General features: G+C 56.8%; 13 protein-coding genes and 1 tRNA gene. 9 read left to right on the forward strand and 5 right to left on the reverse strand.

The features are described 5' to 3' along the window. Nucleotides 1-23: 23 nt before the first annotated feature. Nucleotides 24-194 carry a hypothetical protein gene (locus tag K3556_RS04975; protein ID WP_260518626.1) on the forward strand — a complete coding sequence of 57 codons (171 nt, stop codon included), beginning with the start codon at nucleotides 24-26 and terminating at the stop codon, nucleotides 192-194. 50 nt (nucleotides 195-244) lie between these two features. Here K3556_RS04975 and K3556_RS04980 read toward each other — a convergent pair whose 3' ends face one another. Together K3556_RS04980 and putA are read right to left on the reverse strand one after the other, a co-directional pair. Next, a complete protein-coding gene (locus K3556_RS04980; RefSeq protein WP_260518627.1) occupies nucleotides 245-997 on the reverse strand; it encodes a rhomboid family intramembrane serine protease in 753 nt (250 codons plus the stop codon). A 44-nt stretch (nucleotides 998-1041) separates the two neighbouring features. After that, a complete protein-coding gene (gene putA, locus K3556_RS04985; protein ID WP_260518628.1) occupies nucleotides 1042-4500 on the reverse strand; it encodes a bifunctional proline dehydrogenase/L-glutamate gamma-semialdehyde dehydrogenase PutA in 3459 nt (1152 codons plus the stop codon). 109 nt (nucleotides 4501-4609) lie between these two features. On the opposite strand from putA, the gene K3556_RS04990 reads away from it, so the two are divergent. From K3556_RS04990 to K3556_RS05000, 3 genes are all read left to right on the forward strand, one after another. Beyond that, nucleotides 4610-5089 carry an Lrp/AsnC family transcriptional regulator gene (locus K3556_RS04990; protein WP_260518629.1) on the forward strand — a complete coding sequence of 160 codons (480 nt, stop codon included), beginning with the start codon at nucleotides 4610-4612 and terminating at the stop codon, nucleotides 5087-5089. A gap of 83 nt (nucleotides 5090-5172) precedes the next feature. Further along, a tRNA-Leu gene (locus K3556_RS04995) sits at nucleotides 5173-5259 on the forward strand. Nucleotides 5260-5516: 257 nt separating this feature from the next. Further along, nucleotides 5517-5807, forward strand: a complete 291-nt coding sequence (locus K3556_RS05000) for a CBU_0592 family membrane protein (RefSeq protein ID WP_260518630.1) — start codon at nucleotides 5517-5519, stop codon at nucleotides 5805-5807. 101 nt (nucleotides 5808-5908) lie between these two features. Here K3556_RS05000 and ychF read toward each other — a convergent pair whose 3' ends face one another. Further along, nucleotides 5909-7006, reverse strand: a complete 1098-nt coding sequence (ychF, locus tag K3556_RS05005; protein WP_260518631.1) for a redox-regulated ATPase YchF — start codon at nucleotides 7004-7006, stop codon at nucleotides 5909-5911. 99 nt (nucleotides 7007-7105) lie between these two features. On the opposite strand from ychF, the gene K3556_RS05010 reads away from it, so the two are divergent. Beyond that, on the forward strand, nucleotides 7106-7522 hold the full coding sequence (locus K3556_RS05010) for a VOC family protein (RefSeq protein WP_260518632.1): 417 nt from the start codon (nucleotides 7106-7108) through the stop codon (nucleotides 7520-7522). A gap of 60 nt (nucleotides 7523-7582) precedes the next feature. After that, the gene (trpA, locus tag K3556_RS05015; RefSeq protein WP_260518633.1) at nucleotides 7583-8374 is read left to right on the forward strand and encodes a tryptophan synthase subunit alpha; all 792 of its coding nucleotides are present in this window, start codon (nucleotides 7583-7585) and stop codon (nucleotides 8372-8374) included. A gap of 4 nt (nucleotides 8375-8378) precedes the next feature. On the opposite strand, the gene K3556_RS05020 is transcribed toward trpA, so the two are convergent. Beyond that, complete coding sequence (locus tag K3556_RS05020) at nucleotides 8379-9581, reverse strand: NAD(P)/FAD-dependent oxidoreductase (protein ID WP_409557772.1); 1203 nt, start codon at nucleotides 9579-9581, stop codon at nucleotides 8379-8381. A gap of 57 nt (nucleotides 9582-9638) precedes the next feature. Continuing rightward, entirely contained in the window at nucleotides 9639-10139 is a 501-nt protein-coding gene (locus K3556_RS05025; protein ID WP_260518635.1) for a DUF2478 domain-containing protein, read from the reverse strand. Nucleotides 10140-10268: 129 nt separating this feature from the next. Here K3556_RS05025 and K3556_RS05030 point away from each other — a divergent pair, with 129 nt between their 5' ends. The 3 genes from K3556_RS05030 to K3556_RS05040 all read left to right on the forward strand — a co-directional run bounded on the left by K3556_RS05030 (nucleotide 10269) and on the right by K3556_RS05040 (nucleotide 14143). After that, entirely contained in the window at nucleotides 10269-11132 is an 864-nt protein-coding gene (locus tag K3556_RS05030; RefSeq protein ID WP_260518636.1) for an urea carboxylase-associated family protein, read from the forward strand. Between the two features lie 67 nt (nucleotides 11133-11199). Then, nucleotides 11200-12618 (forward strand): cell envelope integrity protein CreD, encoded by a 1419-nt coding sequence (creD, locus tag K3556_RS05035; RefSeq protein WP_260518637.1) that lies wholly within the window; start codon nucleotides 11200-11202, stop codon nucleotides 12616-12618. 262 nt (nucleotides 12619-12880) lie between these two features. Then, the gene (locus K3556_RS05040) at nucleotides 12881-14143 is read left to right on the forward strand and encodes a SulP family inorganic anion transporter (protein WP_260518638.1); all 1263 of its coding nucleotides are present in this window, start codon (nucleotides 12881-12883) and stop codon (nucleotides 14141-14143) included. Nucleotides 14144-14248 lie beyond the last annotated feature (105 nt).

Below are 14248 nucleotides of genomic sequence, written 5' to 3' on the forward strand. Positions count from 1 at the left end.
AGTTAAAAGATATATCAGCCCGCATGTTTGGGCTTCTCGCGGACGAAGATGGTGCTGTAACCGTCGATTGGATCGTGTTGACCGCTGCTATTGTCATGCTGGGCATGGCGAGTATGTTTATTGTCGCTGGGAATATTCCCGGGCTGTCCAGTAAGGTCAGTAGCGTCGTGGCCAATCAGTCAGTCGGAAGTTAACCACCTTTTCGTGGGTCGAAAGCAGGTGCGTGCGTTGCGCCAGCTGTGCGTTATTGCTTCCGTCGGCGAACGGTCGGAATACCACTTTTCTCAAATTTATATTGTGCATCCGGATGGTCCGGATGCCCATGGGTGCGTGTCCAAAACGCCGTTGCACCAAGCCGTTGCCAAACTGGCAGCACGAACAGGAGACCGGTGATGAAGCCGCCCGCGTGGGCCCAATAGGCCACGCCGCCGCCTGTTTGCGACAGGCTCAGCGCTCCGTTCACGACCTGCAATCCGAACCAGATGATCAGCATGAGCCAAGCTGGGAACGGGATCACTTTGATGATCACGATGATGATGAAAAGCACGTCGACCCGCGCCCGCGGAAACAACAATAGGTATCCGCCCATCACGCCCGCGATCGCACCTGATGCGCCGACCATTGGGACGAGGCTGCTGGTGTCTGCGATTATCTGCATCGCCAAAGCGCCGATACCGGACAGAAGATAAAAGACGGCAAACCGGACATGACCAAGTACATCTTCAAGGTTGTCACCAAAGATCCACAAAAACAGCATGTTGCCAGCGAAATGCATAAAGCCACCATGCAGGAACATTGAGGTGACCACCGTTAGGATGCCATCGCCGCTCATAAGCCGCATCGGTACGGCGCCAAACTCCACGTAGATGCGGCCCAACGCTTCTTCATTGCCATAAAGCGGCAACATCAAAAGAAAAACGATCGCGTTTATCGCAATCAGCCCGTAGGTGACATAGGGCGTGCGTTCGGATGGGTTGTGATCGCGAATAGGAAACATGGGATGACTTGACCCGATGGCGTGCACCGGGTCAAGCACAGTGCTTATTCAGCGGCAAGATCAGGCGCTTGCGACAGCATCAAAAGTTCCGCATTGCCACCCGATGCCGTGGTGTCCACGCAAAGGTGGCGTTCATAGGTGACAGCCTCTGCGGTGATCGCGCCGGTGATCAAAGACAGGATCGCTCCCGGACGCGCAGAAAGCGCCTGCGCGATGGTGCGGGAGATGTCGTTGTCGCCCCAAAAGACCGCGCCGCCTATTCCACCGACAGATGAAATCAGCTCGGCTGGCAGATCGGGCGACAAAACCGCTTTTCCGCCCAATTTTTCAATGTCGGCCTTCTGCCGTTCGGCTGCGACCTTGCCTGGCCCAAGACACAAGAACGGTGCCCGCGGGTGGATGGACAGTTGGTTCAGTTCACCTGTGGGGCCGGGCAAGCGCTCCGAGCCAAGCATTGTCGCTTTGGAAGCTGACGCGACCGCGCGTTCGAGTTCTGCTTTGCTGAGTATCGAAATCGCGCTCTCCGTAGCGGACATTGGCGCGGGTCCCGTGTCGCAGAAACGATCCATATAAGATGGCCCGCCCGCCTTAGGGCCGGTGCCAGATAATCCCTCTCCGCCAAAGGGTTGCGATCCTACAATCGCGCCGATCTGGTTGCGGTTGACATAGGCGTTACCCGCATGAATGCGTTCGACCACGTGTTGAACGCGGTCATCAATGCGCGTGTGCAGCCCGAAGGTCAGACCATAGCCCGTCGCATTGATCGCATCGATCACACTGTCCAGCTTGTCTGCCTTGTACCGCGCGATGTGCAGCACCGGCCCAAAGATCTCGCGCTCCATCTCTTTGATGCCACCGACGCGGATCAGGGCAGGCGCGATGAAATACCCGCTGTTTGGTGCAGTTAATTCGTGCACCAACCGCTTGTCGGCCCGAGCGGCGTCCACATAGGCGCGAATGCCTTGGTAAGCTTCGTCATCAATCACCGGTCCAAGGTCGGTAGACAATTGCCAAGGATCCGCGGGGTTAAGTTCGTCCATCGCGCCGATCAGCATCTCAGTCAGGCTGTCGGCGATGTCCTCTTGCACGTAAAGACAGCGCAGGGCCGAACAACGCTGGCCGGCTGATTGAAAGCTCGACGCGACGATGTCGCGCACGGCTTGCTCGGGCAACGCCGTGCTGTCGACGATCATTGCGTTCAGTCCGCCGGTCTCAGCGATCAAGGGTGCTGACGGCGACATGTGTTTGGCCATCGCACGTCGAATGATCAGCGCCGTCTCGGTCGACCCGGTGAAGGCGACGCCACCAATCCGTGCATCCGACGTGAGGGCGGCACCGACAGTGGCACCGTCGCCCGGCAAAAGTTGCAAAACATCACGCGGCACACCGGCCTCGTGCATCAATTTCACCGCAGCATGGGCGATAAGCCCCGTCTGTTCGGCAGGCTTGGCCAGCACGCCGTTTCCAGCCGCAAGTGCGCCGGCAATCTGGCCGGTGAAAATCGCCAAAGGAAAGTTCCATGGCGAGATACAAGTAAACACGCCACGCGCCTCGCGGGTCAGATGTGGAATGCGGGACGCGTAATAACGCAGGAAATCCACGGCTTCGCGCAGTTCCCCCATGCAGTCCGGTAAGGTCTTTCCAGCCTCGCGGGTGAGCAGAGCAAAGAAGATACCAAGGTTGTCTTCGTAAAGATCAGCGGCGCGGTTCAGCACATCCGCGCGCCTCGCGGCGTCTGCGTCCCAGCGTTTTGCGGCACCAAGAGCTGCCGTGACGTCTTCGGCGCTGGCCCATGTAATCTTGCCAACTGCGTTGCCATTGGCGGGGTTCTTGACGGTCACGACCTTGCCGCCCTTGGGTTTCGCCGAGATCAGCGGCGCGCCGGTAAATTCGGTTTTGCCAAAAACATCGCGCGCCGCATCAATTTGGTCCAGATGCGGCTCGTATGTTAGATCCAACCCCATCGAGTTCTTGCGGTCGCCATAAAGTTCGGGTCCAGTCGGAACATGCGGCGCCGGGTGGTCCAGCGCATCAAACGGGCAGGCGGCAACCTCCTCTGGTGTAACGCTTTCATCGACAATTTGGTTCACGAACGAGCTGTTTGCCCCGTTTTCCAGCAGGCGACGCACCAGATAGGCTAGCAGGTCGCGATGTGCGCCAACGGGCGCATAAATCCGGCACCGCGTGCCGTTTCCATCCATGATGATCTGGTGCAGACGTTCCCCCATCCCGTGCAGGCGTTGGAATTCATAGCCACGGGCATCCACGCCGGACGTCTTTGCGATGTCCAGAATGGCGGCTGCCGTATGCGCATTGTGGGTCGCAAATTGTGGATAGATACGATCAGTCCGCGACAGCAGGTTGCGCGCGTTGGCGATATAGCTGACATCGGTTGCCACTTTGCGGGTGAAGACAGGGAACTCCGGCAAGCCTTCGACCTGTGCACGTTTGATTTCGCTGTCCCAATAGGCGCCTTTCACCAAGCGCACCATGATCTTGCGGTCCAGCCGCTCAGCCAAGGCATGCAGCCAGTCAATGACCGTGCCAGCGCGGTGGCCATAGGCCTGCACGACAACGCCAAATCCGTCCCACCCGGCCAAAGATTTTTCGCTGAGTACGGCTTCGATAACATCGAGCGAGATTTGCAGTCGATCGGCTTCTTCGGCATCGATGTTGAACCCCATCCCGGCGGATTTCGCCAAGTGGGCAAGTGCGGATACGCGCGGCACCAGTGTTTCCATCACCCGGTCGCGCTGGGCACGCTCATAGCGGGGGAAAAGCGCGGAAAGCTTCACCGAGATGCCGGGGTTGGCCCGGATGTCTTTGGATTTGCAGGCGCCAGCGATTTCAGAGATCGCCTTGGCATAGGACATCTGATAACGGCGCGCGTCATCATCGGTCAGCGCGGCTTCGCCCAGCATGTCATAGGAATAGGTGAAGCCTTTGGCCTCCATTTTCGACCCGCGCTTCATCGCGGACCCAATGGTTTCGCCCAGCACGAACTGGCTGCCCATTTCCTTCATTGCACGACCGACGGCGGTCCGGATGACGGGTTCGCCCAACCGCTTCACGGCTCCACGCAGCGCGCCCGCAATGCCGGGCTCGCGGTCTTCCAGCACCTTGCCAGTCACGAGCAACGCCCAGGTAGACGCGTTCACCAGCGAAGAAGACGAGCGCCCAAGGTGCTTGCCCCAGTCACTGGGGGCGATCTTGTCCTCAATCAACGCGTCAATGGTTTCGGCATCCGGCACACGCAGAAGGGCTTCGGCCAGACACATCAGCGCAATGCCTTCGTCCGTCGACAAGCCGTATTCAGCCAGAAAGACCTCCATCATGCCCGGATCGGAAGAGGCACGGATCGCGCGCACAAGATCGGCACCACTGGCCGAGATACGGGCGCGGTCCTCATTGGACAGCCCAGCCGCTTTGGCCAGCGCATGGATATGTTGTTCTTCGCCAGCATAGGCGAGTGCGTCGATTTTTTGGCGTAGAGCATCGGTCATTTGCGGATCCCCTTGGTGTTCGCGTTTCTGCTATGATATGCCGAATTCACAAATCAGTTTTCCTGATTTTTGCTGATCTGCAGCCGAAATGAACAATTTGAGGGGTAAAATGAAGGAAGAAAAGCAAGTCGACCTTGACCGGTTTGATCGAAAGATTCTGGATGTCTTGTCTGGCGATGGGCGTATCTCGATTACTGATCTGGCACAGCGGATTGGGTTGTCGAAATCACCGACCCAAGCGCGGGTCCGCAGGTTAGAGGCAGAAGGCGTCATCACCGGCTACCGCGCCGATGTTGATCCGATCCGGCTGGGGCGTGATCACGTGGCCTTTGTCGAGGTGAAGCTGTCTGACACTCGCGAGGCTGCTCTGACTGCTTTCAACAAACATGTCGCGCGCATCCCTGAAGTCGAAGAATGCCATTTGCTCGCGGCTCATTTCGATTACTTGTTGAAGGTGCGCACGCAAGACATGCGTGATTTTCGACGCGTGCTGGGCGAGGCGATTTCGACTTTGCCGCATCTGGCTCAAAGCTCGACCCATGTGGTGATGCAGGCCATCAAAGATGACGGACCCACCATCGTGACCTGATCGCAAAGCACGCAATTTCATCTGACCGATTGCCACCGGTTTTCTAAGGAGGTAGGGAAAGGGCGGGGCTAACCCCACCCGGTGCGGGCGTGATGGAATGGTAGACATACCAGACTTAAAATCTGTTGGGCCTTGTGCCCGTGTGGGTTCGACTCCCACCGCCCGCACCACTCAAAGTCACCCATTTAAAGCATCCCACAGCAAAGTTCCTGCTTCGTTCCGCTTGGCGTGAGTGTGGGGTTTGGGCGGCGTTAATTAAGCGTCAATACGCGTGTCGGGGCATTGATTTTTTGCCCCGGCATGGCGAAACCTAAACTCAGGTCAGGCACCGCAGATCATTCATTCTGCAGATTACAGCCAAGTTTTCATTAGGCCTTTTCGATAACCAAATTATTTTTTTAAGACTTTGGATTGGATGGTCGGGGATATGAGTCATTTTAGCTCATTAGATGGTTGGGAAATGGTCGGATTGCTGGGGGCAGCGATCTATTGCACGACCTACATGTTGATCGCGTTCGACATACTGACCAGCAAGGCAACGTGCTATTACGCGTTGCAGTTTTCGGCAGCCAGTTTTGTGGCGTTGAGCCTGACGGTTCATTTCAACGTCGCTGCGCTAACCATCCAGGTATTTTTCCTGGTGGTATCGATCATAGGTTTCGCAAACCACATGAAGGGGCAGTCCGCTTCGTCTGCAAAAAACAGCAAAGCGGTTTGACGGGTAACGAGACCTCTCCCTGAGTGCGTTGTCCCACGTGCTCAACAGAAAAGCCGGGCTAGGGGTGGCCCGGCTTTTCACTTTTCCATCGGCTGTTGGGGTCAGGCGTTGAACAGGAAATGCAGAACGTCGCCGTCTTTCACCTGATAGGTTTTACCTTCGGCGCGCATTTTTCCCGCTTCCTTGGCGCCAGCTTCGCCATTCAAAGCGATGTAGTCCGCATAGGCGATGGTTTCTGCCCGGATGAAGCCGCGTTCGAAATCGCCGTGGATGACGCCTGCCGCCTGCGGTGCCCGTGTGCCCTCGCGGATCGTCCAGGCGCGGGCCTCTTTCGGGCCGACGGTGAAATAGGTTTCCAGATGCAAAAGCTCGTATCCTGCGCGGATCAGGCGATCCAGACCCGCTTCTTTCAGGCCCAGTTCTTCCAAAAACATTTCCATGTCATCAGCGTCAAGCTGGCTGATCTCTTCTTCGATCTTGGCGGAAATGACGACCGAGGCCGCACCTTGTTCAGCAGCCATCTTTTCGACGGCTTCCGAATAGGCGTTGCCGGTGGCGGCGTCGCTTTCATCAACGTTGCAGACATACAGGATCTTCTTGGTAGTCAGAAGCTGCAACATGTCCCATGCTTTACGGTCTTCGTCGTCCACATCGACAGTGCGGGCAGGGCGGCCCGCTTCCAGCGCCTCTTGGGCGGCCCGCATCAGACGTTCTTGCTGCACGGCTTCCTTGTCGCCCCCACGCACTTTGCGCACGATGTTTTGCAGGCGCTTTTCGATGCTTTCCAGATCGGCCAGCATCAATTCGGTTTCGATGACTTCGGCGTCTTCAACCGGGTTCACGCGGCCTTCGACATGGGTCACGTCACCGTCGTCAAAGCAGCGCAGCACATGGGCAATGGCATCAACTTCGCGAATGTTGGCCAGAAACTGGTTGCCCAACCCTTCGCCTTTGGACGCGCCCTTAACCAGACCGGCGATGTCGACAAAGGTCATTCGGGTCGGAATGATCTCTTTTGACCCGGCGATGGCGGCCAATTTGTCCAGCCGGTCATCCGGTACGTTCACCTCGCCCACATTGGGTTCGATGGTGCAGAACGGAAAGTTCGCCGCCTGCGCTGCGGCCGTTTTGGTCAGTGCGTTGAAAAGGGTTGATTTACCGACATTCGGCAGACCAACGATACCCATTTTGAAACCCATCACGGCCTCCGTCATTCAGTGTTCGAGGCGTTCTAGGGCTTTGACAGGATGGGCGCAAGCGTGCTGGAGTGGGAATGCGCACAACACAGGAGCTTTGCTATGCAACCTATTCCTTACGTGTTTTTTAAGAGCGGCTGTCGCGATGCCGTTTCACGCTATGGCGAGATATTTGGCAGCGACCCCGAGATCATGTCGTTCAAGGACATGCCGGAAGAAGATCGCAAACAGATGCCCGGCGTGCCCGACGATGCGGTGATGCATGCCGGCGTGGCAATTGGGGACGGGATGCTTTTTGCCAGCGATGACCCAAGCGGCGAGACACCAGAGATGGCGGGGTGCAATGTCTGCATCTCCTTACCGGACGAGGCCGAAACCAAGCGGGTCTTTAACGCTTTGGCCGAGGGTGGCGATGTTCGCATGCCACTCAGCCCGATGTTCTGGACTCCATTGTTCGGAACGCTGACCGACAAGTTCGGCATCCGCTGGATGATTATGGCGGACAGCGACTATCAGTGACCCATTGATTTTCTCGCGCGTTTTCGGCACATCGGTTCTGAACTTGATAAAGGACGGATGATGAGCCGGATTGATGCGAAATTTGCTGCTTTGGCCGCGACAGGTCAGAAAGCGTTTGTGAGCTATATCATGGGCGGTGATCCCGACATGGCGACATCGCTTGAGGTGATGAAAGGATTGCCAGCGGCGGGTGTCGATATCATCGAGTTGGGCGTGCCTTTTACCGATCCGATGGCGGACGGCCCGACCATCCAGTTGGCCGGACAGCGCGCGCTTGAAGCCGGGATGACCCTGCAAAAGACGCTTGAAATGGCCGCCGAGTTTCGCAAGGGCGATGACACGACGCCAATTGTGCTGATGGGGTATTACAACCCGATCTACAATCGGGGTGTGGACAAGTTTCTGGCGGATGCAAAAGCTGCGGGCGTGGATGGCCTGATCGTTGTCGATCTGCCACCGGAAGAGGATGACGAATTGTGCATTCCCGCGAATAAAGCTGGGCTGAACTTTATTCGGCTGGCGACCCCAACCACTGACAACAAACGGTTGCCGAAGGTTCTGCAAAACACTTCTGGGTTTGTCTATTACGTCTCAGTTACCGGCGTGACCGGTTCGTCCGAAGCGCAGGCGGCAAATGTCGGGCCCGAGGTCGCGCGGATCAAGGCAGCGACAGATATTCCTGTGATTGTCGGCTTTGGTGTGAACACACCAGAAAAGGCCGAGGCGATCGCTTCTATTGCAGACGGCACCGTTGTGGGCAGCGCTATTGTTGCAAAAATCGGGGCGGGTGAGTCTGTTGAGGACGTCCTCGCCTTCGTGAAAACGCTGGCCGACGGAGCGCATCGGGGCTGATGGGTCAGATCACCGCGCGTTCGCCAAAGGGACGACCAGCTGCGATCCGGTCATAACCAAACGGGCTCAGGTGCATGGTCTGGAAGCCGCCGGTCGTGATCAATTCGGCCAGGCCGCGCCCCATCGCGGGGGCTTGTTGCAGCCCGTGGCCAGAGAACCCATTGATAAAATAGAAGTTTCCGATCTCGCCATGCGAGCCAAGGATCGCGTTCTGATCGAGTGTATTATAGGCGTAATGCCCCACCCATTCGGTCACGATCTTCAGCGCCTCGAATTGCGGAATGCGTGTCGCGACAATTGGCCAGACATGGTTTTCCCACCGACCGTGGTCCATATTGAAATCATCCGGGTCAACCGCTAGGTCCGGGTCGGCAGCCGCACCTATCATATATGTTTCCGGGCCATCTTGACGGAAGTGCACTCCAGACGGGTCAATCGTTAAGGGCAGGACGCGATCAAGGGGCCGTACGGCTTTGACGACCCAAGTGAAGCGCTTGCGCGGCTCAACCGGGATGGTCAGCCCGGCCATCTGTGCAACGTGACTGGCGCGCGGACCTGCGGCGTTGACCAGATGTCCGCAGGACAGGTTCTGTCCAGAGGCGAGCATCACCGATGAAACCTGCGAGCCAGCGGTTTCGATCCCGGAAACCTCGGCATCCACATATTCGACACCTGCCGCCACAGCTTTGCGCCGGAACCAGTCAAATAGTGCTCCGCCATCCCAATACCCTTCGTCACGTGTGCCGTGACTGCCTAGGGTGATGTCGTCCAGATCGTAGAACGGAAAGGCCTGCGCAATTTCATCTCTCGACAAGATGCGGGTGCCGGCCCCAAGGCTGTGTTGGACGGCTTGCGCTGCGCGCAGCGCCGCGGCCTTTTCTTCCGTATCGGCCAGGTAAAGATAGCCGAAGTCTTGAATCTCCAGATCATCGACACGCGGATCACCGCCCATGTTCGCGCGTAAATTTCTGATGAATTCGACTGTGAATTGCGAGATGCGCACGTTCAGCGCCTCGCTGAACTGTTGCCGAATGCAGGAATTGGTGTGCGCAGTCGAACTTTGGGCAAATGTGGCGTCGCGTTCGACCACCAATATACGGCCCTGAAAGGCGGGATCATTGGCAAGCCACCACGCAACGGAAGAGCCCATCATCGCGCCGCCGATGATGATGACGTCATAGGTGTCATGCATCGGGGTGCAGGACATTACAGCCATTAGACTGCCCTCCAACAAGCGAACGATGCGGGCTGCAGAGGCAGTTTTTTAGGGCGTCGCATTCAGCGCCCAAGCCATGACGGCTTCATGTTCCGGGTCCAATTGCTCCGCGTCCCCAACAAAATCCATGAAGGCCTGACGTGACCCTTCCGAGACGCCAATAATGGCAGGGATGTCGCGGGCCAGCGCTTCGCCCACGGCTTCGCGAAAGCCCCGGCCTTCGGCCTCTTGCTTGCCAAATTTGTTGACGATCAGAAGATCAGCGCCTGCTTTCAAACGCTCTTCGGTTTGCCCAACGGCGGTTTCCAACGCTTCGGGGTTTAGTTTGCAACCGCGGGCATTCGCGCCCAGAAACTGGCTGATGCGGATCTTTGGCCCGTCTGGCAGCACCAATACATCCATGTCACAATGGTGGTCCTCGGCCCGTTCGGTGTCCAGTTGCACGGTGCCGCACAGCGTCAGCCCGCGCTGTGCCAGCGCCTCTGCAATTCCTGCCAGCAACAGGTTCGTTTTGCCCCGTCCGGGCGCAATGACATATGCGAGCTTCATGCGGACCCCAATTAGACCTTCGTATCAGATGGCAATCCGGCGCGGCCTTGTCAATTGGAACGACGCCCACAGTGTTCTTGCCTGTCCGGGCAGCATGTGGCCTGATGACGGAAAGATAAGGGCTGCCATATGAAACTACAAAATCCAACCCACTCGGCACCAGTCGATGCAGCGCAACGCCGCGCCGTCGCGCCGGTGATTTGCTATCCTGTCGATGATCTGCCTGCGCCCGACCTCGATCTGTATCAGGCCGCGCGTGAGACGGCGACAAAGATCGACGAAGTGGTGGTGCCGCCTCGGGATGCAAAGGTGTTTCAAGTGCCTGCGGGTCACTTTTTTCGAATCACGTCCGTCGAAGGGCCACAGGTAGGGGACCTGAACTTGTGGAACCTGAAAGATCTGGCCGAAAGGTTCTATTCAGGCAAGACGCGGGCCCTTCATGGCACACATTTGTCCGTTTCAGATCGGATTTGGTCAAGTTTTCCAAACATGCGGCCAATGGCAACTGTCACCTGTGACACGCTCGACTGGTATGGATTCGACGAATTTGGCGGCTCTGTCCATGATGTGATTGGCACGCGGTGCGACCCCTATACCCATAATCTTTTGGCGGGCGGACAGTATCACCATTGCTGCCATTCCAACCTGACCCGCGCGCTTGCCGATCATCTAGGGTGTTCAACCGATGAGGCAGAGCCGCATATCCACGATGTTTTGAACGTCTTCATGTGTACCGGCTTTACCCGTGACACCGGTCAATACTTCATGAAAGCCAGCCCTGTGCGCCCCGGCGATTATCTTGAGTTTTTTGCCGAGATCGATCTCTTGGGCGCGTTAAGCGCTTGCCCGGGCGGTGATTGCTCGACCAATCACAGCTCGGACGCGGCGCTGTGCCATCCGTTGCTGGTGGAGACATTTGCCCCAGATAGGAAAGCCTTGGGTGACTGGCGTTCGCCGCCGGTGAATGGGTATTCAGGTGACCATGGGCGGTGACAGTTCTGCCTTGCCCTTGCTTGCCGGTCCGTTAGGGTCCACCTGACTGTTGTTAAAGGAGAATCCCATGAAATCATTGGGTTGGCGTTTCTTGATCGTGGGACTTTTGTGCCTTGTAATGTTCATCCCGCTGATGATGGTCTCGGACATCGTAAGCTCGCGGCGCGCCTATTCTGAAGACACCATACGTTCAGTTGGTCGTGAATGGGGTGGAGCACAGACACTTTCGGGCCCTCAGATCGTTATCCCGGTGAAGGCGCGCGTTAAGGTCACTGAGCTTCGCAATGTGATCGATCCAGAGACGGGGTTGGTGATGCGAGATCAGGATACAGGCAAAAACCTGCAAAAGCTTGTTGAGGAAGAACGGATCGAAGCGCGCGAAGCGCTTTATGTCTATCCCGATCTCTTTGACGTGCAGATCACGACCCAAACCCAGATGCGCCACCGCGGAATTTTCCAAGTGCCCGTATATCAGGCCGTCGCGAACATAGAGGCTGATTTCCCGCTTGATCGCGTCGAAGCAACCCTGAAAGACGGTGAATTTGCGATTTGGGAAGAGGCTGAGTTTCGGCTGACCGTCAGTTCAAACCGCGCTTTGCGTGGCGAAGCCAGCTTGCAGGCTAACGGCAAAAATATTCTTCTCGAACCGCTAAGTGGGCAGGCAGGTCTGCGTGCCCATCTTGGCAACGGCAAAGACACCAAGAAATTCGAGCTGTCACTGGCGTTCAATGGGGCCACCGATTTGCGCGTGGCACCTGTCGGCCGGACGAGCACGGTCAGAATGATAAGCGACTGGCCAGATCCGAGTTTCGGCGGAGCCTTTTTACCCGATGAATCTGATATTACGGAGACAGGCTTCAGCGCCAAATGGACCATCCCCCATCTGGCACGCAGTCTGCCCCAAATCGCGCGCATCGACCGCGAGGACCTGTCGCGCTCAGAGACAGCGTTTGGGGTCAGCTTCTATCAACCCAACGATTTCTATCAGAAAGCTTGGCGCGCTGCGCGATATGGCATTTTGTTTGTTTCGCTGACATTTCTGACGGTTTTGTTGATCGACATGCAAAGCAAACGGCCGGTCCATCCGGTGCAATATCTGATGATCGGTCTTTCGCAGGCGGTGTTTACCCTGCTGATGCTGGCCTATGCCGAGCAGGTTGGATTTGGCCTTGCTTATCTTGGTTCCGCGGCAGCCTTGATCGTGCTTCTGGTGTTGTTTGGGAATTTTGCTCTGAAGCTTGGATCACGGGTCTGGGTGCTGGCGGCAATGTTGGTGCTGCTCTATGCCATTCTCTATCTGATCTTGTATTCGACAGACTATGCGTTGCTTGCCGGCGCGTCCCTCGCGTTTGTTGCGATCGGGGCGACCATGTATGCGACGCGGAACGAAGAATGGTACAGCGAAGCCGGACCCGGATCGGGATGGTTCGGGAAACGGGCCGCCAAGAAAGAGGCTCTCGCACCGGTTCAAACCAAAGAGACCTGACCCAAAAAAAGAGGCGCTTCAGGGCGCCTCTTTTTACGGATGGAGCCAAATTCAATCGCCGCATCCACCTTGCGCAGCAAGTGATCGGTGGGCAATGGGTTTCTTCAACATGACAAGGTTGAATCCGTGCAAAGGCGGTGGATCAAGTGGTGATCTGGCAGAGATGAAGGTCTGGATTGCAGGACTTTGCTGCCTTTCAGGACAGCAAGCTGAGCGTCCGCTTTCAAATGACGACAGATGAACAGTTGATTAGTGTCTACACATGAAACCTAAGATTCTCACGACGCTACCAGACTATACGCGTTCTCTCTTTATGCAGGACGCCATAGCTGGCTTGACGGTTGCGATGGTCGCATTGCCGCTCAGCCTTGCCATTGCGATTGCGTCTGGCGCGGATCCTTCAAAAGGGCTTGTGACTGCGATTGTCGCCGGTTTTTTGATTTCGCTTCTGGGCGGAAGTCGGGTGCAGATCGGCGGTCCCACAGGGGCCTTTATCGTCGTCGTTTTCAGCGTGGTCGCGGAACATGGCTATGACGGATTGGTCATGGCCACTTTCATGGCCGGTCTGATCTTGTTGGTCGCCGGATATTTCCGGGCGGGAAACCTCATAAGACTCATTCCGGAGCCGGTCATCAATGGCTTTACCATCGGCATCGCAGTCATCATCGCAACAAGCCAGCTCAAGGACCTTTTCGGGCTTTCACCATCCGAAAATCCCGCTGAATTTATCGCCAAGGTTGAAGGTCTTTGGACTGCCCGTCCGACTTTTTCCATGGCAGCGGCAGTCATCGGCCTGTCCACAATGGTGCTGATCGTGTTGTTTCGCCGAGCAGCACCAAAACTGCCCGGATTGATCTTTGCGGTCGCAATCACGTCAGCACTTGTGGCGCTTGCCGATCTTCCGGTCGAAACTATTCATTCCCGGTTCGGCGATTTGCCGAACACCCTGCCATGGCCCGCGATGCCTGAGATCAGCTTTGAGCGGATCGTCGAACTGCTGCCATCGGCACTCATCATCGCGTTTCTGGCGGGTGTTGAGTCCCTGCTGTCTGCCATGGTGGCCGACCGCATGATTTCCGGTCATCACCGCCCGAATGCAGAACTGCTCGCGCAAGGTGCTGCAAACATCGGATCGTCTCTTTTTGGGGGCATGCCCGCGACGGGGGCCATTGCCCGCACAGCGACCAATATCCGAGCGGGCGGCAAGACGCCGGTGGCAGGGTTGATCCATGCTGTGATCATTCTGCTTATCATGCTGGTCGCGTCACGCCTTGTAGGATATCTCGCCATGCCTGCACTGGCGGGTCTGTTGATCCTTACGGCGTGGAATATGAGCGAGCCGCACAAATGGAGCAGCTATCTGGAGGAGCGAAAAACGGACATCTTCCTGCTTACGCTGACTATGATCCTGACCGTCTTAGCCGACCTGACGGTCGCTATCGGTGTCGGGGTTGCCTTGGGTCTGGCGCTCCGTCTGCAACGTCGCGATATCCCTGAATCCGTATGGTCCGAGCCGGACCGGTAACACGATGACAGTAAGCTTCCTGTCGTTTTAACGGCCATTGGTGCAAGTTGCAGCATCGGTCAAAGTGGGCTCAAAGCAGCCATTCATCCAAAAAAAGAAAGTCGG

It is taken from the genome of Aliiroseovarius sp. M344, assembly GCF_025140835.1.
Lineage (GTDB): Bacteria > Pseudomonadota > Alphaproteobacteria > Rhodobacterales > Rhodobacteraceae > Aliiroseovarius.

Excerpts from the sequence above, each read along its gene's own strand:
- K3556_RS05030 (WP_260518636.1), top strand. The coding sequence starts at position 10,269 with ATGAAACTACAAAATCCAACCCACTCGGCACCAGTCGATGCAGCGCAA.
- K3556_RS05040 (WP_260518638.1), top strand. The coding sequence starts at position 12,881 with ATGAAACCTAAGATTCTCACGACGCTACCAGACTATACGCGTTCTCTC.
- K3556_RS04980 (WP_260518627.1), bottom strand. The coding sequence starts at position 997 with ATGTTTCCTATTCGCGATCACAACCCATCCGAACGCACGCCCTATGTC.
- K3556_RS05025 (WP_260518635.1), bottom strand. The coding sequence starts at position 10,139 with ATGAAGCTCGCATATGTCATTGCGCCCGGACGGGGCAAAACGAACCTG.
- K3556_RS04990 (WP_260518629.1), top strand. The coding sequence starts at position 4,610 with ATGAAGGAAGAAAAGCAAGTCGACCTTGACCGGTTTGATCGAAAGATT.
- K3556_RS05000 (WP_260518630.1), top strand. The coding sequence starts at position 5,517 with ATGAGTCATTTTAGCTCATTAGATGGTTGGGAAATGGTCGGATTGCTG.
- K3556_RS05010 (WP_260518632.1), top strand. The coding sequence starts at position 7,106 with ATGCAACCTATTCCTTACGTGTTTTTTAAGAGCGGCTGTCGCGATGCC.
- putA (WP_260518628.1), bottom strand. The coding sequence starts at position 4,500 with ATGACCGATGCTCTACGCCAAAAAATCGACGCACTCGCCTATGCTGGC.
- creD (WP_260518637.1), top strand. The coding sequence starts at position 11,200 with ATGAAATCATTGGGTTGGCGTTTCTTGATCGTGGGACTTTTGTGCCTT.
- K3556_RS05020 (WP_409557772.1), bottom strand. The coding sequence starts at position 9,581 with ATGTCCTGCACCCCGATGCATGACACCTATGACGTCATCATCATCGGC.
- trpA (WP_260518633.1), top strand. The coding sequence starts at position 7,583 with ATGAGCCGGATTGATGCGAAATTTGCTGCTTTGGCCGCGACAGGTCAG.
- ychF (WP_260518631.1), bottom strand. The coding sequence starts at position 7,006 with ATGGGTTTCAAAATGGGTATCGTTGGTCTGCCGAATGTCGGTAAATCA.
- K3556_RS04975 (WP_260518626.1), top strand. The coding sequence starts at position 24 with ATGTTTGGGCTTCTCGCGGACGAAGATGGTGCTGTAACCGTCGATTGG.